The sequence below is a fragment of the Nostoc sp. UIC 10607 genome (genome assembly GCF_047228265.1).
Taxonomy (GTDB): Bacteria; Cyanobacteriota; Cyanobacteriia; order Cyanobacteriales; family Nostocaceae; genus Nostoc; species Nostoc foliaceum_A.
Map to the genome: position 1 here is coordinate 15,099 of NZ_JBIQNW010000050.1, position 21,379 is coordinate 36,477.

The window sequence follows — 21,379 nt, forward strand, 5'->3', positions numbered from 1 at the left end:
TTTACCAATGCTAAAAACCTTTGCTCCCAGCAATGACTAATTACAAGTTCACATCTTGTTGCTGATACAGGTAATAATAATGACCTTTAGTAGCCATTAATTCTTGATGGCTACCTTGTTCTATAACCCTGCTATTATCCATGACAACGATCATATCTGCATTACTTACGGTGTTCAGCCGATGGGTAATAAAAAATACTGTATCACCCTTGAATGCTTTGGCTAAATTGAGACATATTTGCCGCTCTGTGGGATAATCTAATGCGCTGGTTGCTTCATCTAAAACTAATAATTTTGGTCGTTGTAAAACAGAGCGAGCGATCGCAATTCTTTGCCGTTGTCCACCTGAAAGTGCAGAACCCCGTTCTCCCACACGTGTGTTGTAACCGTTGGGCAAATTCATAATAAATTCGTGGGCGCACGCAACTTGAGCCGCTTCGATAATTTCTTCGGTTGTCGCATCGGGATTCGTTAGGGCAATATTTTCCTGAACGCTTCCGTCAAACAACAGCGTTTCTTGGGGAACTACGCCAATTTGTCGTCGTAGAGAATAAAGTTCTACTTTGGCAATATCATAACCATCAATCAAAATTCTGCCGGACTCAGTTTCGTAAAGCCTGAGCAGTAACTTCATCATCGTACTTTTACCAGACCCGCTTTGTCCGACAATACCGATAAATTTCCCTGGTGCAAATTCGAGGTTGACATTAGAAAGTTGCAGAGGGCCACTTGTACCAAAGCGGAAGGAAACATTTTCATATTTCACTGCTCCCTTAATCGCAGGTAAGGGTATGTTGTAGCGGTCTGTTTCTCCTTCTTGTGGGGTATCGACAATATCGCTTAAACGCTCTAGAGACAAGGCTGTTTCTTGGAAGCTTTGCCAAAGTTGAGCTAAACGCAATATTGGGCTGGTGACATAACCCGATATAATTCTAAAGGCAATTAATTCGCCTAAAGTTAATTCTCCTTGGAGTACTAGATAAGCTCCTACCCACAAAACTAATAAGCTGCTGAGTTTGTTGAGAAAGCTGCTGGTAGAATTGGCGAGGGTGGAAGTCACAACTGTTTTAAAACCAGCAGCGACAAACCGAGCATAACGCTCTTGCCAGGAAAAGCGCGATCGCAATTCGATATTTTGCGCTTTTACTGTTTGAATTCCTGACATCACCTCCACTAAATAAGATTGAGTTTCGGCGTTGCGTTCAGCTTTAGCACGTAACTGTCTGCTAATGGTGGGAGAAGCAATTAAGGTGATCACGATAAACACTGGAATTGTGCTTAAGCCTACTAAGGTGAGTTGCCAACTGTAAATCAGCATCACACCGATATACACCACCGAGAATAGAGCATCCAACCCCACTGTTAAAGCAGTACCTGTGAGGAATTGACGGATATTTTCTAGTTCGTTGATACGAGTGGAAAGTTCACCCACCGGTCGGCGTTCAAAGTAACGCAGTGGTAAACGTAGTAAATGGTCAATAATTTGCGACCCTAAACCCATATCGATCCGGTTAGTGGTATCGACAAATAAGTAGGTTCTTAAGGTAGTTAGTACTGCTTCAAATAGCCCAACGACTAATAGCAGAATCCCTAAAATATGTAGTGTGCCAATACTATTTTGAGTGATAACTTTATCAATAATTAACTGAACTACCAGAGGATTTGCCAACGCTGCCAACTGCACGAAAAAGGAAGCGATAAAGACTTCTATCAGAACTCGACGGTGGCGTGACAAATAGGGTATAAACCACCGTAAACTAAAGCGTTCTTGGGGTGTTTCTTTGGTAGCAGTTAGCAGTAATACCCTAACTTTGGGCGGAAAGTCGGTTGGATCAACATCTAATTGTTCAACTAATTGAGCGGGTTTGCAGCGCACAATTCCTTGGGATGGCACACCTACAATCACGATATTTGCATCCGCTTCATATAAAACGGCAAAATTATCACCATAGCGAATCAATGCCGGTGTAGGAATGCGCGCCACTGAGGCGATTGGTAGTTCTATCAACTGGGCTTTAAGTCCGATTAATTCTGCCAGGTAGGCAGTAACTTGAAACGATATAACCCCCTGACGTTTGACTTGCTCAGTTAAGATACGGCGAACTACTTCTCGACGGAACGGCATTTCTAGGTGCTTCGCAACCATTTGGAAGCAGGCGAAGGCTGTATTTAATTCTCCCTTACCACTAAAAAATGGGTATTTGTGTTTTGACGAACTCTTTGAGGTCTGGGGGGCTATCTGTGGAACTATTTCGTCTGATGCGTAGGGAATATCTAATTCCTCTGCGCTATCTGATTTAATGTCACTTACTGCAAGTTCTATCTGATGACTATCTTCCAATATCAAATCTGACGGATGTATACCAAGCAACCGTGCGGGGTTTTGACCTATGACCTGGATTTTGTCTCTATCGTCGTCTGATTCTAAGCGATCGCCAGGTGATAAATTCGTGACTGTACCACCGCCACTCACAAACCAGACGCTTTTGTTATCGAGTTGGTTGAATGGAGTTTTTCCTGGAGGTAAGTATTGTACTTTTGCCTGTGGTAAGGCTTTTTCTGTCAGTTCTCTGAGATTTAAAGTAGCGATCGCTTGCTTTTGCCAATAGGAACCGAGAATATCGAAAACTTCCACCAAATAACTGCGGTTCTTGCGAGCATCGGCAAAAGCTGGGTATGAAGCCAGAAAGCTAAAATATGCCGATGCACTCAAGGTTAAACATACTACTTCGGTGGAGGCGATCGCTGTCTCACAGGCGACTTCACGCAACAAACCAATTTCGCCGATAATTTCCCCAGGTTGCAGTAATTTTAGGGTAATTGGCATTTGCGTCTGGGGGTCATATCCCAACAGGCGCACTTGTCCCTCATAAATGATCGTGATGCGTTCCGGGAGACTTTCTTTACCGATGATTTTCTGACCTATGCGATAGCGCCAGGCTTGCAGTTGTTCTGATAGATTAGCGATCGCCCCATCTGGTAAGTGATCAAACCCTTCTAGGGTAGTGAGAAATTCAAGAAAAGTGTTCTTAATATAAGTCATATAAAACAAGTCGTAGGTAAAAGTCAGGAATAAAGTCGAAAATATTAGGGAATAACTCTTTTATTAACAGTGGTAGTGTTTGGTTTTATGCCAGTAGTGCCAAGACTTCTATGGCATTTAGTGTAGCTAAATATGTAAAAACACAGAGGGTAAGTTTGTCTAAATTGCAGACCTGCATTCAGATCACAGGGTTACAAATGTTATACGTTGTTCAAAACAAAGATAATGTAAATAGGTCGAGGATAAGTTATCACTTAGTTAACGTTACATAATTTATACAAATTTAAAAGTAATATTTAGTATTGCAAGTATGCAAGATTGATACTCATCATCAAACCAAGACACAGAAACGCGGTTGTTAAATTTAGCGTTGCATATTTTAATTTGTGATAATCAACATGAAAATATCACAGATGCTTTCCTAAGTAAATACCCTAATGAAGAATTATGTAATAAAAAAAACTTTAAATTTCTGAATTATTTTTTACAAATTCTTAAATATAGGGATTGACAGTATCACTGATGGCGAAAGACAGTAAGCTTTCCTTGTTAAACAGCGTTATGCTCGATTTATGAAAGAATTCTCCATCAATTTTTTGCTAGCTTAATTTAAGAAAAATTAACTGGAAAAGTAAAGGTGAAGATTTTTTGTCACCTTACAAGAATCAACTATTAAATTTATGAAGGAAAGACAATAACTGCCTTCAGTAAATTTACTAGTTTAATTAATATCGAGTCTATTTAATTGCTCCGCATAAAATAGCCTCATCCCGCAACCGGGATGAGGTTATTATGTTTTACTAAGTAATTACTCGTATTTGATATTATGCAAGATTGACACTTAAATTTACCTGCACAATCACATCGTTGTAATCTTTATCACCACCATTTGCTAAATCTTCAAAACCAAAGGTGTTATTTCCCAACAGTCGAATGTGATCTACCTTATCTGAGTTAGCGCCCAAGAATGAGAAGTAAACATTCTTACTGGTATTCCCATTAAGAATAGCATCGGGTTTACCATCCACAATAATAAATGGTGCAAACAGAGAATTCGGCCCGAAAGTGCCAGTGTAATTTGCCGTACCTTGGTTGTCCACCGCCAAGTCAACACCTCCAATACGCCCACGCATAGCAGCTTGAGCGTAACCAGCCTGCCCAACGAGAATATCTGCTTTGCCATCACCGTTGGTGTCAATACCACCATTCTCATCAGCCACCTGATAGAAGCCGACAAAGTTGTTGTAAGATGCTTCTCTGTTGACTGTAAACTCAGCTGTTACTAACTGTGTCACACTCCGTAAATCAATCAGTTCGCCTTGATATTTGCCTTGCAGACCAGTACCTAAAGATACCTCTTGCTCTGTTGCCTGAATGTCCACAACCAAATTCTGGAAGTTGAGAGAAAACCCTTCACCCTCTATGTTGCTATTTGTAGCTGAGGAAAAAACGACACTTGAGAAAGAAGTTTTTCCAGACAGTACAGCCTGAGTAGTACTGTTAGATATCATATAGAATCTGAGCTTCGTACCAGACTCGAATTCTAAGATATTTTTCAAGTCATCGTTCTTAAAACCCTTGGGCAGTTTAGCAATGGAGGATAAAATCACCTTGGAACGCTCCAGAGCCACTCGCGTATAACCTTCTGCACCAGGGGCTATGCCGTTAATTCTACCTTCATCATCGTCAACAGCAAATACACACAGTTCATTCACCTCTTTAGCGCTGTTGTTTTTTATCTTAATAGATACCTTTCCTTTACGACCCTTAACTTTACTGTTGACGATAAAGATATTCTGAGTAATATTGACTAGCTGGAAAATCGTTGTTATCTGGGTATTTGTATTAGACCCAAAGCCATCAATATTAACATCCAATTCCTTGTCCAAATAAAGCCCATCAAGGTCAGTAGTGCGAACGCGAATTTTATAACTAGATTTAGTCGCGTCAGATTTAATTTTTAAGCTATCTCCCTCGATAATGAATGCACCATTATCAGTATCGCCAGTACCCGCTACCAAGCTATAAGTGTGTTCATCGTCTTGGTCTGGATCAATGGTGTTGAAGTTACCGATGATTTTTTTATCATCATCGTCATTATCATCTCCATCACCACTACCATTATCGTCATCATCATCATCGTCGTCATCGTCATCGTCATCGCTGATAGCGGTAAATATTAAGTTCGTGGGAATTTCGTTAACGTTGTTGACATTGATAACTAACTCTTTCTCAAAGATGAATCCAGCAATGTCAGTGCTAGATACTCGAATGTTGTAAGTTGATTTGCTTTCAAAATCGGGGGAATTAATTATTTGTAGGCTATCATCAACAATGGTGAAGAAAGTATTATCAGTATCGCCAGTACCCGCTATTAAACTATAGGTGTACACCTCGTTGGTGTCTAAGCTAGTAGTGAGAGTGGCAACAGAAGTTGCCGCAGCCACATTCTCATTTACACTGGTAACATTCAACATCAAGTCTCTATTTAGAAGCACAGAGACATTGTTAGAGCTGGAGTTAGCTACCACCAAATCGAGTTTGCTGTCACCGTTAAAGTCTGCCACAGCAAGGGACTCAGGATTTGAACCGACTGTGAAGTTGGTGGCAGTGCCAAAGCCGCCATTGCCATTGTTCAGCAGCACAGAGACATTGTTAGAACCAGAATTAGCTACCACCAAGTCCAGTTTGCTGTCACCGTTAATATCTGCCACCGCAACAGAACGAGGACTTGTCCCGACTGCGAAGGTGGTGGCAGCGTTAAAGCCGCCACTGCCATTGTTCAGTAGCACAGAGACATTGTTGGAACTATAATTCGCTACTACTAAGTCTAGGTTGCCGTCACCATCAAAGTCTTCCACAGCAACGGAACGGGGACTTGTCCCAACTGTGAAATTGGTGGAAGCATTAAAGCCACCACTGCCATCGTTCAGCAACACCGAGACATTGTTGTCATCAGAGTTCGTTACCACCAAGTCTAGGTTGCCGTCACTGTCAAGGTCTCCCACAGCAACGGAACGGGGACTTGTCCCAACTGTGAAATTGGTGGCAGCGTTAAAGCTGCCACTGCCATTGTTCAGCAGCACAGAGACATTGTTGTCCGCAAAGTTCGTTACTACCAAGTCTAGGTTGTCGTCACCGTCAAAGTCTCCCACAGCAACGAAACTAGGACTTGTCCCGACTGTGAAGTTGGTGGGAGCGCCAAAGCCGCCACTGCCATTGTTCAGCAGCACCGAGATATTGTTGTCAGCAAAGTTCGTTACTACAAAGTCTAGGTTGTCGTCACCGTCAAAGTCGGCTACAGCAACCAAACTAGGACTTCCACCAGTTGTGTAGTCAGTGGCAGTGCCAAAGCTGCCATTACCATCGTTCAGCAGCACCGAGACATTATTGTCATCGGAGTTAGCTACCACCAAGTCCTTTTTACTGTCACCATCAATATCTGCCACCGTAACGGAAGTGGGATTTGTTCCAGCTAGGAAGTTAATGGCATTTGTAAATGATGCGGTCATAATTGTTTTGAAGTATGATATTTGGTTGCCTCACACCTGTTTCTATTGAAATAGCAAGATAGTTAATAAAGGTAATATTCTTTGCTACCAAGGTGAGGAATGTACCATACAGCTTATTGTCTAATTTTTAGGAAAACCTCAGCGAATACACGTACAAAATCCCAATTTAGTACTTATGCAAAGGCTTGATTAGCGATCGCATTTACATATACATGGCTTACGTCAGTGTCACAAAAAAGATGTAAATTTAAGTTTATAGTAGGTACTAAAGTGGCTGAACCGTATTGTATTCTTTCCGCAAATTAAAAAACCCCATCCTGTAAGCAAGATGAGGTTGCAAAACTGTACTAAATTAGCTGTATGAAATTGAAAAATTAAGAACTAAGCCACGACACTAACAGAAAAAACGAAATCATTTGCTGTAAGGGTTGTTGAGGTAATTCCCAGTAATAAAGCCAACTCTGTATTTCCAGTTTTCACTAGAGTGTCGCTACCCTGTTGCAATACCGTGAGATTACTGAGGATAATGCCGCCCAGCCCGATTTTATCAATCCCGATCGCAAAATCAGTCACAATGTTTTTGCTAGTTGGCAGACTGGCGTTAGCAATCCAAAACTGATCAGCACCAGCACCACCACTCAGGCTATTACTACCCTGTTGTCCAGCAAATAGAGTGTCATCACCATCGCCACCAGATAGAGAGTCATCGACATTAGAGAAGAGTTTGTCATCTCCAGAACCACCGTAAAGACGGTTATTACTGCCGTTACTGGTGAGGGTGTCTTTACCTGAGCCACCGAAGGATAATTGACGAGAACCTTCAATTACTGTCAGGGTATCAGCACCGGCTGCCCCAAATAGATTATTACTACCACTAGCTTCAATTACGACAACAAGATCATCACCATTACCACCATTGGCACTGGTATTTTGAGCCGGGCCATTTTGACCAATAAATATCTGATCGTCACCCTCTCCTGTGGACAATGAAGAGCCACTACCCACAAGCACCGTATCATCCCCATTCCCGGTTTGGATTGTGTTACCTTGAGTAGCCTCGACAAAATCTGCTCCATCACCTGTAAATAAGGTTTGATTTGGCTGGGCTGTAATATCATCGCTGGTAGTGGAGCCAAATTTAATTTCTTCAGCTTTTGGTTGACCTACACCAGGAGCAAGATTGAGAGGATTCTCCAGCTTTAAGAGAATAATTTCATTGTTGTCTATGACTGGATTCTGAGGATCACCTCCAGGACGACCTGTTGAGAAGGGATAGTTGTTGTCATTAGCTACCAAAATGGTGTTTTTGTCAACAACCAAAACATTTTCAATGGTTACAAATGGGAAATCAAAGGTGGTTTTACCATCGCCATTGAGGTCGTTAGGGTCTTGGATGTTCAACAAGTCTGCAACTTCTTCTTTGACTACATAGCCATTAGAGTCTGTTTTAGACAGGTCTATTTTGAAAATTTTCTTGAATTGAGCAGAAGCTCCTTGACCACCATCCCGCTCAATGACTAGGTACTCATTGTCATTAATTACTGCTAGATCCCCGATCGCATACGCGGGATTTTCCAACTTGTAGTAAAGTTTATTATCGGTGTACTCGCGGCTGGCAATATCAAATTCGTTAATCCGCAAAGCACCAGCAGGATCACCCTGAACCGTACCCTCTAGCAGCATATAAAGCTTAGTTTTGCTGGCGTTGATTGCTCCACCTTCAAAACCTTTAGAGCCACCCAAATTAGCAAAAGCATCTCCTAAAAGAACATCGGGGTTTTGTGGCGATCGCACTAAGTTATTCTGAGGATCACTCAAGAAATCTCGGACTTTATCCCCTGTATCTGGGAAGTCTGTGAACAGTGCATCTACCCCTAGTTGAAAGAACTGCTGAAATTCTAGTTCTGGATTACCTTTGTAATCTGCTGCTAAATACAGGTCTTCATCGCGGAAGGTGTAAGGATGAACCTGTAAACCTGCATCGTGAGCATCTTGAATTAAGGTAGTGGGAGGTAACAGTGTCTTGTCAGCATCATTTACTGTTCCATCACCATTGACATCATCTGCCAAACCATCGTTATTAGCATCAGTGCCTTTGACACTGACAATTAACCGCTTCCAAGGGCCAATGCCATCAGCATAGGTAGCGATTTCAGCCAAACCTTCTGGAGTCCGTAAATCACCATAAGTCCGAAGGTCGTCACTGACTTCAAAATCATAAGGCTGAGTCTCTATGATCTCACCGTTTAGCTCAATGCCTGCTGCATCTAGAAGCTGGATCAGAGGAATATCTACGCCTGCCTCTGGCATAATGCGATCGTGGAGATCCTTGAGATTACCAACTTCAAAAGACTGGATGAAGATGCGACTGGGATCGGTGAAATTCTCAGCCTTGAGTGTATCGATGAGGATTTCACTGATGTTTCTGTTAATTTTCTCGGTAGTGCCTACGTAAGTAGCTTCTTCGGCAGAATAGGTGGGATGCTTAGTTTCAGGATAGATGCCAATCTTTTTACCCGTCTCGGCTTCAACTTCTTTAACCAAGTCGATGATTTCGGCGAGGGTGGGAATTTCAAATTGACCATTGAAGGATTGGTCGCGGAAAGGTACACGCTGTATCGCTCTTAAGGTCTTGATTTCTTCTAAAGTAAAGTCTTCAGCAAACCAACCAGTGATTTCAGTTCCATCTAGACTGACTGTTTTCTTGCGATCGGCAAACTGTGGATATTTGGTAATATCGTAAACGTCTGTGGTTGTATTGCTTAAATTAAGAGTGCCATCAGCATTCAAAATTGCCAAAGCAGGCTCATGGCGAGCAATTAATACCCCATCTTTTGTAACTACTAAATCAGGTTCAATAAAGTCAGCACCGTCGGCAATTGCTTGTTTGTAAGCTTCTAGTGTATGTTCTGGAAGCTTTCCACTTGCACCTCTATGACCAAGAATTTTAGGTGCTCCTCCATCTAGAGTTTTGAAGAAGTCAGGTGTAGCAATGGGAGCTTCTAACAGTTTACCAGTGGCATCAAAATGCAGTAGGTAAGGGCCAAACTCTTCTCCAACCCAAATTGTCCCGTCTTTATCAAAGACGAATGATTCTACATCAAAATCTGCGCCAGTTAGTAATCTTTCAGAACTTCCTTCATTAACTATTTGGAAAGGAATCTTGTTATTGGGATCAGATAGTTGAATGTAGTCTAAAACTTTAACAGTGCCATCTCCATTTTCTGTTCCCTTAAAACTTGGGTCTAGACGATGGATGCGTAACAGAAAGTCTTCACTATTATCTTTGCTGCCGTAACCATTATCTGACAGAAAGTATAAAGAGTTATTATTAGCAAACTGTACACCACTGAAGCCTTGTATTGGCTGTCCTGGGAAAGGCCCCGTTCTGCCATTCCCTGAAATTTCCTCACCAGAAACTGGCCCATCACCATAGGTATCAGCAGGTAAAGAGGCAAAGCCTACTAATTCAATTGCCATAATTAGAATGTTGGTTGGGTATTTGGATTTAACTGGTTCGCAAACTATTTAAGTTCTCTCATTGCATCACTTGTGGAAAAAAAAAATCATGTTCTCATGCTAAAAACCGGAATTACGGATAAATTTCAGAATTACAACACTACAGGTCGGGCAAGTCCGTTAAGTCCGATTTCGTCATCAACACTGAAAATAAATGCATTTACAAAAAATGTATTCTTTCAGAGTTATCGAAAGCTTGAGAAATGAGAATTTGATGTCAACTACTAATTGGTGTTAGTTAGTCATGAGTGTAGAAGACTGAGATACAGAATTGAAATCTGTTGATAGTAGTATGAGAGAACTTAGCTAGCAGTAAATATATTTTCATGAGAAGATTAAGAAAACAATAAGCTAACTGGAAGAAATGATTAATTGTAAGGGCTTATAAATCAATAAGGTTCAGCTAAGGGTTATTGCTGTAGGTAATTGGTCTTTGAAGACGCGATAAATCGCGTCTCTACATGAGGGTTTTGTTGCTCATTCTGAACTGTATTGGCTTATAAATTCATGAAAATCTTTGCAACACATGAAATATTTAGATCCCCGACTTCTTAAAAAAGTCGGGGATCTTGTTGTTTAGAAATAATTTAGGATTGGGTTAACGCTAGGTAACAAACTAAGCCACGACGCTAGGAGAGAAAACAAAGTCATTTGCAGTCAGGCTAGTTGAGATAATTCCCGACAATGAAGCCAACTCAGTATTTCCTATTTTCACCAAAGTGTCACTACCCTGTTGCGACAGCGTTAGCCCACAAAATTGAGTTACGCCAACACCGCCAAGCCCAATTTTGTCAATCCCGACTGTGAAATCAGTCACGATGTTATTACTAATTGGCAGACTACCATTAGCAATCCAGAATTGGTCAGCACCAGCACCACCACTCAGGCGATTACTACCTCCTTGACCGGCAAATAGCACATCATCACCATCGCCACCAAATAGCGAATCATTGATATTTGAGAAAAGTTTGTCATCTCCAGAACCACCGGAGAGACGGTTATTGCTACCGCCACTGCTAAGGTTATCATTACCGGAACCACCGAATAATGATTGGCGAGAACCTTCAATTACTGTGAGAGTATCATCACCTGCCCCACCAAACAGATTATTAATACCACTAGCTTCTACCACGACAATCAAATCATCACCATTGCCACCATCAGCATTGGTATTTTTAGCCGGGCCATTTTGGCCAATAAATATCTGATCATTACCCTCTCCCCCAAATACTGAAGAGTCACTCCCTACAAGTACAGTGTCATCACCGTTCCCAGCCTCGATTGTGTTACCTTCAGTACCTTCTACAAAGTCTGCTCCGTCACCTGCACTAAAGAATTGTCCTGGCTCAAGATTGACGGTATCGCTGTTGCTAGAACCAAAACCGTTCGGGAAAGTAGGCTCTACGACTGTCAGATTATTGGGTAGTTCGAGAATGCCGAGTTTTTCAGCGGCCGTATTACCCGTAACGTTGAAGTCGTTGTCGTTAAGCAAAGCTAGAGTGTTGGGTGCTACCAGCGCTAGACCTTCTAATTTTTCTACCCCGGTGTAACCCAACTGAGCAGCATTAGCTATTAGGCTTTTGGTGACAGGGGTGATATTGGCAGTAGTTAACTCGGCAGAAGTAAGTTGTTCAATGGTTTTATCAGATGGCAAGGTAAAGTTAGCAGGGTTGTTGATGTTGGTCGCCCCGGCTAAATCAATTTGGTAAATTAGTTTATTGCCAGCAGATGTAGCATTGTCATCTCGCTCAATTACGGCAAATTTGCCGTTACCCAAGGAGACTGCATCGCCAATTTTATCAGTTGCAGGGAGACCTTCCAGGAGATATAAATACTCTGCTGTTACCTGCTTGGTGACAATATCAAACTCTAGAATTCGCAGATTGAGAGAACTCTTGGAAGTTGCATCATTGGCGACATCTGGATTATCAATTGGACTCTGAATAAAGGCATATAATTTATTATCTTCCAGGGCGACAGCTTCAAATCCTCGGTTATTGCGGCGTTGAGCGTAAACTTCTGGCAATACCTCAGTGCCAAATGTTCTAGGGGGTTGATCTGGGTTGGGTGCAGTGGCAGTTTCTTGAGGAATAAAGCGGTCAATCAGTTTACCATTAACATCAAAGTGATAAATTGCCGGGCGGTATTCATCTACCATCCAGTAATCTCCATTTTTCGCAATTACAATTCCTTCTAAGTCAGCACCCAAAGGATCGTTAGCGAGAACATTGTTGTCTAAGTCAACGGCAATTTCATCTGTGTATGCTAAACCGTTTCCTACAGCTTGCAGGTTAGGCAATCCCATTAATGGCGTTGTCCCATCTTGACGGAATAGCCCCGTTCTCTTGGTAATAGTGATTTCACCTGTGGTGCGGTTGAGTTCAAAGCTGACTATTTCTGGTTGGAAGTCGGGTAATAAAAATGGTCTGTTTACACCATCAGGCTCTCCATTGGGGCCTCTGTCTGTGTGAGTGACAAACTTCAGGTTGCCATTTGCTGCAAACCCTTGGAAATACAACCCAGAAAAACCACCTAATAAAATATCTTGATTTTCAGAGGTTGTTCCTAACTTGGGTAGATTTTCAAATTCATAGATAGTCAGTTTGGGTTGGGCAACAGGATTGCGTGGATCGTAACTAGTGGTGTCAATAGTTAGAGAATTAGGGAAGGCATTGGCAATATTTTCCCAAGGTACAAACTTGAAGTTAGAACTGATATTTTCTTCTTCACCTTCATCGCTGACTATTGTGGCAGGTTCATTAGAACCATCTTGAGTGACAAATAAACCAAATGGAAAATTAGGCCCCAGTGGCACGTTAATTACTTCTGCACCATCTGACTCTTGTACGCTGTCAATTGGCCCATTGTTTCCAACGGCAAAGTTACCTACATATTCGTTGTTACCTTCACGAGTGTAGGCAACAAAGGTATTATCACCTTGGCTAGATGCTAATAGGTAGCCTGTGCCATTTTTGCCGTAATAAATGGTCAGTCCTTCTACGTCATCGGTTAGGTTAGTACCGCCCAAATCTCTGACTTGATCAATTAGCTTGCCAGTTGTCCCACCGTCTGGTTCTGCTTGGAACTTCCAGATACCGACATTTTCTTGGCCGATGTAGAGGAAACCAGTTTCCTGGTCTACTACCATACCCTCTGTTTGGGGATCGCGATCGCCAATTGTTGGTACAGTAAATTCTCGGACTCGTTCAATACCAATTTTGCCATTACCTTTGTCAATCAGCTTAAACTGAGCGACATCTCCGGTTTCGCGGCGATTGGCAAAGACATAATAATCATTGGTGATTGGACTACGGTACAATGCCAGTCCGTAAGCACTCCGAGAAGATGAGGAATAAGGTTCTGCAAAAGGTAGCCCTTGGAAGAGAGTACCAAGACTGCTGTCGGTAATATCTTCCAGGTAATTGCCGTCAGCGCCAGGGTTGGGGTTAATTTTGAAGATTGCTAGTTTATCATTGTTGCGATCGCTAGCTACGGCAATATCAACAGATTGATTGCCTAATTTAAAACCGTATTGCAGGTCTATGTTGTTGTAGCGAATACCACCAGGATTAACTGTCTCTAACAAATTACCAGACAGGTCATAAATCCGCAGGCCGCCATTTTTCACTGAGGTTAATACTAGGCTATCAGCAGAATTTGTAGCATTAATATAGATGGCAGGATCATCAGCATCGGCACGTTGATCGACTGGGAGTGTTTCATCATCCAACAAATCGGGACGAGTTTCTACCGTGGGTGCAGTAGTTGGAACTAAGTCTGCATCCAGCGTGAGGATTTGGGTAAATTGGCTTTGATTGAAGTTGTTATCACTTACCAGCACAATCGACTGGCTACCATCTGCTAATTTTGGGCCAAAGGTGATGCCTTCAATGTTATCTGTACCGTTAGGCAAATCCAGATCATTTAAATTCAACAGCAGACGTTTTTGAGCAGGTTGGATAGCTTCTAGTTGCTCAGTACTCAGATTATTGAGAGAATCGTAGAAGCTAATATCTGTTGATCCTTGCAGGGAAACTTCGTAAATTTTGATAGTGTTACCTACACCTTGTGCAAAGGAGCGTTCCAACGCCAGCAAGGTTCCTCGGTTGTCGATCGCAAGTAAATCCACTAAACCATTGTCAGCAAAGCCTATGCTAGGGTTGGGCACATCCGCGATCGCATCCGTAATATAAAGGTATTCTTTTTCTGGTTGTCCACTAACAAGATTGTATTGCAGAATTCGAGAAGGGCTGCCACTGGTGAGTGAAGCTCTTAATCCATCTTGAGAAAGTGCGTTTTCGGTAGCGGTGAATAGGGTTTTCTGATCGGGTGTGATGGTGAGGCTTTCAAATCCCAAATTATTGTAAACACCTGATGTCTGCGTGTCACCTGCATCTACAATACCGTTGCCGTTGGTATCCTGAACTACTGGCAAAAACTTGGTGGGCACAAATAACGACCGTACTTCTTGCCCTGTTGTCAGGGAAAATTCCTTAATAAAGGGATCGCTAACCCGACCTGCACCAAGATTAACTTCACCTTCAGAAGAGATGAAAACAGTCTCATTGTTAGTTAGAGCAATGCCTTCTGGGTCAATGCTAAATGTTGCAAATAAGTTTTTATTAATATCTCTCAGAGGTGTGACATTGGTAAAAGTCACCGCAGTATCAGTAGTGAAAGTATAGAAGCGGGCAGGGCCAAATTGGGAGCGATCGTCTGAGATAGCGTAGTAGCGGTTATTCGCAGCATCATAAGTGACACCAGATAGTCCGCCCACCGGAGTCTGTACCCCATCCACAGTTCCCGCCGCGCCAGTAGGTATAAAGCCAGTAACAAAAGTAGTTTGTCCCAAAAATCCTGCACGAGGAATGGTTTTACTTGGTTCATTTGGCCCAGTTTGTACATCTGTAAATACTAAGCGATGGTCAGAACTGGGGAAGGGAAAAGTACCTACCAAGGGGAACGTCGAGTTAGTATTCAGTGGCCAAAATACTCCTGAGTTGGCAATTGTCAGGTCAGCGGACGGTAGAACGTAATCAGTCCGCAGGTTTCCGGGAGCTGTATCAGCAAAGTCTGCGGTATCAAAGCTAGCATTACCCTTTTGGCTAGCATTTTCACCATTTTGTAAGTCTGCTTGTTGGGGTCCACCCAGACTGCTAGGAATGACATTAGTATTGATATTAGGGTTTTGCAACAGTTGGCGAATAGCGTTGTCAAAGCTATCACCATCTAACGGATCTGCATTTTGATCGCCCGCAATTACAAAGCTTGACCCAGCGGCAATCCCGCCCGTTTTCCCTTCATCATCGTATATGTAATTACTTTTACCAGGAGTAATATAATCTGCCCAAAAGCGGATCTCGTCGTGGTTGCGCTTACCGTTGCGGTCTTCCGGTCCATCAAAGGTTGGGGGTGTGGGGTGGCTGGCGAGGACATGAATTGTCTCCCCGTTCACCTGGATAGGTACATCCCAATGACTTTTAGAAGAAAGGCGTAAAACTGCCAGTTCCTCCTGAGAATACCAATCATTTAGCTGTGGTGTTGTAGGATCATCGGGAAGCAAAGCATTGGGCATATCCTTCCAGAGGAAGTTTTGGAAGGTGCGGATATGGGTGGTGTCGATGGGATATTTGGACAGCAATAACATTCCATATTGACCAGGGAAATCACCGAATCCAAAGGCATCATCGCCATATCCTGGTGTACCTGGGGTTGTAACTACTGTACCGTTGTTATTCAAGTCCAAATCAGAGGCGATACCCGTGTTGGAGGGAGCGATGTAGAAGTAGGGGTAGTCAACGGGAGCCGAACCGTTTTGGCTGATGGCTAAATAATTTTGCTGAAATAGTTGAACTGCCTCCTGGGAGTAGTCAAACTCATTGATTAGCAGCACATCGGGGTTGTTAAGCTGGATTATTTCTGCAATAGCTTTTGCTTGAGCATTATCGGGGGTTGACAAATCGGTAACTAATTGACCTTGAGCGCTGCGGTTTAGGGAAGCATTGAATTGGGAAAAGCGAATTGTATTATTAGTTACCATAAGTTAGTGCTTGGGTAGATTCAAATTTTGCGGAGATTAGTGGTTGTCTGCGGAAACCACAGAACCATTTAGCCCATCTGTTAGTAGTACGCCCTTGTACTAGGCGCACGTAGACGCTTCCGAAGGATGCGTGGAAAATTTGGAGTATAAAGCTTTAAAAGTAGGGGTACGGTGAACGCAATATCAACATGAACAAGAAAAAATACGTCTTCTAAACCACTGTTCCTAGAGGTTGTCAGAAGACAGCTACATAACTTTTTAGTATTAGTTCTTAATTGGGCACCCTCAAAGTATCCCAGCTAGATTAAGAAACAGCTAGCAAAAGGTTAAAACAACAAATGTAATTCTTAACTCATCCCCCGGCTGTAAAAACTTTGCTTTGCTCATTTTTTACAGCTAGGGGATTTTGAAGTCATTAGTGATTTTTCGTGGCTTTTTCATAGTAATGACTATTGACCAAGACGGCGAGAAAGCCCATTCTTTCAATGTATGGGATGAATCCGCCGTCTCTCTGTAATTTACCAGACTTGATATTAGTCCACGGAGGTAGACTTTGCTTGTCTAGCAGCGACTTCTAGTCGCCCAATACTTTTAAAACTCTTAGTCCAACAAAAATTAGGGTAGGCTGTTTGCCCACCCTACAATTCTTCTTAACTGAACTGTTTTGTATCAACTACTGAACTATCAATTAGCGGAACTTACCAGGATTTAGACGAGCACCATTAGGTTGAGACTGACGACGAATAGCTACTCCACTCCGCAAATTATTTCCAGTACCACCATCTTTGCGATCGAGGAAAGGTTTCAGATTAATCCCACCTCTAGACGAACTAACCCGATTATTACCACTGCCTAGAAGTGTGCGTCCCAAATTATATACTTCGTTGGCTCCATTACTGCGATTGCCATAAGTGTTAACGGCTATAGTCTGCTGTCCGCTGTCAGCAGTAGTCAAGTTTTGAAAAATGCTATTGCGGATAACAATGGCATCTTTCCCACGCGGTACTGTCAACACAATTCTACACGTTGGGTTAACTTCAGTTGTGACGCAGACAATATTTTCGTTATTTTCTACAGATGTCTGGAGTTCTTGTAAGCCATCTGGGCGATAAAGTTCTAAACGACTGGCAATTGCTGCACAACGCCTTTGTGCATCCCAACCACCGCCCAAAGCCGCAGGTGCCGCCCAAGGAAAGAATTGACCTGGTTGACTTTGTGGCTGATACATAACAGTGTACTGACCATTGTAAGTCTGACAGGTAAACCGAGTTGTACCGTCAGCTGAGGGTGAAGGTGGTATACCTGTTGATGTGTCTATTGGGACTGACGATCCACCTGATGGTACTGTTGGTACGACAACGCCATCGCCAGTAGAGTCATATTGAGCCATTGCTGCCGAATTGCCCAGACACAAAGATAAGCCAAGGCTGCCCAAAGATATCAATCGAAGCAGTTGTGATGACATAAATCATCCTCCAGTAGAAATAGGTAGGGAATTGATAGTTTAAGTGACGAATAATTCTGTTTTTTGATTCATCAAAAACGTTATTTTTTTCCTCTCCTGCTTTTTTCTCTTCGAGTAGCTTTTTCACCCGTATTTGAATTTCTACATGATGCCCCACTCCTTCATAGGCCTGAGGGTTGTAGCTACTACGGGTAATGAGGTTTTCTAAATGTGTAAAACACAAAAAACCCCGGCGAAACTAACCGAGGTAAGAGAGAAGTATGAATGACAATGAGATACAGCGATACTGAAATCGGAAAATCTTAGCTAACGCTAAAACCAACCAAAACTAAAGTCGTGACAATTAAAGTCGCAAAAAGACTTTGTAAAACATATTTACGTTGTTCCCAAATTGCCGGGTACTCGGCGTAGTAAACCTTGGGTTCAGCTGCGTAGTTATTGAGGATGCCGTCTTCATTTACAGTTGTGTACATAGTTTTTTCTTTTTTTATTTACTTATGTAACTAAATTTAACAATATTGTTACAAAACGTCAAGAGGGCTTGACAAAAAAAGGTTGATGATTTTAATAGAAATTACTTATCAGGCAATACACTTGGGTTAAGGCTTAACTCTTTGTCAAACAAAGTCAATTTTTTAACGAACCGCATACTCCTACGGGGAAGCAAGCTAGCAAGAGCGTCTCGTTAGAGAAGGACGCATAGACACGTTCGCGGAGCGTCTCGTAGAGAAGTGGCTGCCCGTTCGCGTAGCGTCTCCGAAGGAGAAGGGTAGGACGCAAAGGAAGAGAAAAAAGGGAAGAAAGAAATGCTTAACTGAACTGTATTGACTTAGGGAACTCCAAAAAATAAATTATCCTAATTTCTGGACTCAACACGACTGTTCCTCCCCCCCTGCTCCCTGCTCCCCTGCCAAGAAAGCGATGGGATATTTTTTTAGTTGGAAGTCCCAGGGCATAGGGAATTTAGGCGAAGCTGCCCCAGCCGCCGAAAGCGCCATATCTCTTGACTTACCGCTTATACGTTTAATTCTTCATCACCGCATCCAATAACACATTGGCATCAAAGCGGACTACATCTGTGCAAGGTAACCCGGTTTCTGCTATTGTTTGAGCGATGCTTTCCTCAGCCGCAGACTGATCTAGATGGGCTGTGTTAAGCGCTATACCCACTACAGGAACACTTCCAAAAGCACCACCAGCACTAGCGACAGTTTCATAAAGTCGAATCACCTCTGATAAAGGTGGAATTGGTACATGGGGATTATTGCGGTTATGAGTTTGTCCAGCGCGATGGACTAAAACCAGTTGGGTTGGTTGCGAACCACGGATTAAGGGTAGGGTTGCTGTTGAACCAGGATGTAACAGTGAACCTTGTCCTTCAATGTGCAGAATGTCGTAGTTTTTGCCATAGCGCATGACTATCTGTTCTACAGCACCAGCGGCAAAGTCTACCCGCACGGCATCTAAAGCCACGCCATCCCCTTCTAACATCACCCCAGTTTGGCCTGTAGCAAGAAATTTAGAACGCCAGCCCCGCAGTTTTGATGCCCAATGTAACTCTAGGCTAGTTGACATTTTACCGATCGCCATGTCAGTTCCCACCGTCAATACCCGCCGACAGGGAAGGGTGCGTGCCATTCCACTAGCAACACTTATATTAGATGGCTCTTTGCGTACATCCCAAATTAGTTGCCCTGGTTTGAGCAGTGCATTTAAATCTGGTATGTTCGCCATTGGTGTATGTAAACCATTTACCAGCGACATTCCAGCTTCTAGAGCGTCTTTGATTTCCACCCAGTAATCATCTGGTACAGCACCACCACCTGGAGCAATGCCAATTACCAAAACTTCCGGCTTGTACTCTAGGGCTGCGGCTACAGATGCCACAATCGGCACATCACGCTTGATACCTGTTAATTCTGGTAGGGATTTGCCAGCACATTCGCGATCAATTACGGCTACAATTGGGGCTTCACTATAACGTAAAATAGATAACCCCGTTTTGCCCTGTGTTCCAGTAGTTCCTTCATGTAGCAAGATAGCTACTCGTTGATTAAGTGGTAGTCGCACTGTGTTGTACCCCCAATCCTGGTAAATCGTTTGGCAAAACTCTCCCTTCTTTTAGCAATGCACCCATAAAGGGATCATCGATTAAGTTGAGGTGACTGTCTAAATCTAGATAATCAGCTAATGGCGCTAGCTGTAATGCTGCTGTATTAGCTAGCGAACTGTCAGAATAGCAACCAAACATTACTTGAAACCCATAGGCTCGCGCTGTATGTACCATTCGCATTGCCTCGGTTAGTCCCCCTGATTTCATCAGTTTGATATTAATACCATCCACGTAGTTTGCCAAATCGGGAATATCGGAGCTTGTGAAACAACTTTCATCGACAAAGATGGGCAGAGGAGAGTGTTCTTTGAGTTTTGCTAAACTTTTTTCCTGCCCTCGTGGCAATGGCTGTTCTACATACTTTATACCTAATTCAGCCAGCCAATTGCACATTGCGATCGCATCTTCTAAACTCCAGCCACCGTTAGCATCAACAAATAATTCTGGTTCAGATGCTTCTTCTCGCACTGCTAATAGCATTTTTTTATCTGCTTCTATGCCATCAGGACTACCTAGCTTTACCTTGAAAAGGCGGACATCGGTAAATTGTAACCAGTCTCGCGCTCTCGCTCTGGCACCTTCAGGTGAATTAATCCCAATTGTGACAGAAGTCGGGACTATTTGATTGCGATCGAGTCCCCAAATTTGCCACAAGGGTAATCCTACGCGCTTACCCAACCAGTCGTGCATTGCTATATCCAAGGCTGCTCTTGCAGCGGAAGGAACCTGCTTTTGTGTTAAAACTTGCTCAATTTGCTGCCTTTGTAAGGGGCTGAATGCTTGCAACAGTGGCACAACTTGCTGTAAAGCGTCTTTGATTGCATCAGTTGATTGCCGATGATTACCCACACCGAATGGCGATGCTTCCCCCCAGCCTTCGATCCCATCTTGTGAAATCCTCACCCATACATTCGTTGTCTGTGCCGTTGTACCTCGACTAATAGTCAACGGAAACCTTTTGTTTACTGTAAATAAATTTATATTTATTTGCATACTGGTTATACATATTATGTTATGCAAAAGCCAGTGTAAGTTCAAAGTTTAGATTATTAGATGCATCTGTTATACTTTTTTACATTCATTGCTTGATGACTAAAGGTTTTATACATTATTTTTATTTATGAACAACTTAAAAAAATGGAAGATTTTAAAATCAAAAATGGTTTTAGCTCATCCTTGGTGTCAGGTGAGGCAGGATGAAATAGAATTACCCAACGGCAAGATTATAGATGATTATTTTGTCAGTATTAAACCAGACGTGGCGATGATTTTACCTATCACTAGTAATAGAGAAATAATTTTTGTCCGGCAATACAGACATGCCGTAGGTGAATTTTTCTTGGAACTGCCAGCAGGCAATTTTGACCCTACAAAAGAGAGTGCAGAATTAGCAGCAATTAGAGAACTGACGGAAGAGACTGGTTATATTCCTCACGAATTTAAAAAAATAGGAACTCTATACGATAAGCCGAGTAAAGATACCAATAAAATACATTTATTTTTAGCAGGAAATGTACGCAAAGCTGGAGAACAACAATTAGATATTACTGAAGAAATTGAAGTTATACTTATTCCTGTAGAATCAGTTTTAGAGAAAATTATTCAAGGGGAAATTGCTGTGGCTGGAACTGTTGCGGCTCTTTTCTTAGGTTTAAAATTTCTAACCTTTTAATAATCTAAAAGTTAA

At 42.5% G+C, this 21,379-nt stretch carries 9 protein-coding genes; 1 reads left to right on the plus strand and 8 read right to left on the minus strand.

Going from position 1 to position 21,379, the window contains the following annotated elements:
• Nucleotides 1–40: 40 nt before the first annotated feature.
• From ACEYW6_RS27845 to ACEYW6_RS27880, 8 genes are all read right to left on the minus strand, one after another.
• On the minus strand, nucleotides 41–3,043 hold the full coding sequence (locus tag ACEYW6_RS27845; RefSeq protein ID WP_412982286.1) for a peptidase domain-containing ABC transporter: 3,003 nt from the start codon (nucleotides 3,041–3,043) through the stop codon (nucleotides 41–43).
• A gap of 824 nt (nucleotides 3,044–3,867) precedes the next feature.
• Entirely contained in the window at nucleotides 3,868–6,555 is a 2,688-nt protein-coding gene (locus tag ACEYW6_RS27850) for an FG-GAP-like repeat-containing protein (RefSeq protein ID WP_412982287.1), read from the minus strand.
• A gap of 381 nt (nucleotides 6,556–6,936) precedes the next feature.
• On the minus strand, nucleotides 6,937–10,038 hold the full coding sequence (locus tag ACEYW6_RS27855) for an esterase-like activity of phytase family protein (RefSeq protein WP_412982300.1): 3,102 nt from the start codon (nucleotides 10,036–10,038) through the stop codon (nucleotides 6,937–6,939).
• Nucleotides 10,039–10,690: 652 nt separating this feature from the next.
• The gene (locus ACEYW6_RS27860; protein WP_412982288.1) at nucleotides 10,691–16,114 is read right to left on the minus strand and encodes a phytase; all 5,424 of its coding nucleotides are present in this window, start codon (nucleotides 16,112–16,114) and stop codon (nucleotides 10,691–10,693) included.
• A gap of 688 nt (nucleotides 16,115–16,802) precedes the next feature.
• On the minus strand, nucleotides 16,803–17,579 hold the full coding sequence (locus tag ACEYW6_RS27865) for a COP23 domain-containing protein (RefSeq protein ID WP_412982289.1): 777 nt from the start codon (nucleotides 17,577–17,579) through the stop codon (nucleotides 16,803–16,805).
• Between the two features lie 302 nt (nucleotides 17,580–17,881).
• Nucleotides 17,882–18,052, minus strand: coding sequence for a photosystem II assembly protein Psb34 (psb34, locus tag ACEYW6_RS27870; protein WP_190894885.1), 171 nt, complete (start codon nucleotides 18,050–18,052; stop codon nucleotides 17,882–17,884).
• Nucleotides 18,053–18,602: 550 nt separating this feature from the next.
• Nucleotides 18,603–19,649, minus strand: coding sequence for a DUF1611 domain-containing protein (locus ACEYW6_RS27875; RefSeq protein WP_412982290.1), 1,047 nt, complete (start codon nucleotides 19,647–19,649; stop codon nucleotides 18,603–18,605).
• Entirely contained in the window at nucleotides 19,633–20,685 is a 1,053-nt protein-coding gene (locus ACEYW6_RS27880) for a dipeptide epimerase (RefSeq protein ID WP_412982291.1), read from the minus strand. Before ACEYW6_RS27880 ends, ACEYW6_RS27875 begins: the two co-directional genes overlap by 17 nt.
• Nucleotides 20,686–20,812: 127 nt before the next feature.
• Here ACEYW6_RS27880 and ACEYW6_RS27885 point away from each other — a divergent pair, with 127 nt between their 5' ends.
• Entirely contained in the window at nucleotides 20,813–21,364 is a 552-nt protein-coding gene (locus tag ACEYW6_RS27885; RefSeq protein WP_412982292.1) for an NUDIX hydrolase, read from the plus strand.
• Nucleotides 21,365–21,379: the final 15 nt, after the last annotated feature.

Bases quoted from the DNA above. Each gene is read 5' to 3' on its own strand.
- ACEYW6_RS27885 (WP_412982292.1), top strand. From the start codon at position 20,813: ATGAACAACTTAAAAAAATGGAAGATTTTAAAATCAAAAATGGTTTTA.
- ACEYW6_RS27850 (WP_412982287.1), bottom strand. From the start codon at position 6,555: ATGACCGCATCATTTACAAATGCCATTAACTTCCTAGCTGGAACAAAT.
- ACEYW6_RS27860 (WP_412982288.1), bottom strand. From the start codon at position 16,114: ATGGTAACTAATAATACAATTCGCTTTTCCCAATTCAATGCTTCCCTA.
- ACEYW6_RS27880 (WP_412982291.1), bottom strand. From the start codon at position 20,685: ATGCAAATAAATATAAATTTATTTACAGTAAACAAAAGGTTTCCGTTG.
- psb34 (WP_190894885.1), bottom strand. From the start codon at position 18,052: ATGTACACAACTGTAAATGAAGACGGCATCCTCAATAACTACGCAGCT.
- ACEYW6_RS27865 (WP_412982289.1), bottom strand. From the start codon at position 17,579: ATGTCATCACAACTGCTTCGATTGATATCTTTGGGCAGCCTTGGCTTA.
- ACEYW6_RS27845 (WP_412982286.1), bottom strand. From the start codon at position 3,043: ATGACTTATATTAAGAACACTTTTCTTGAATTTCTCACTACCCTAGAA.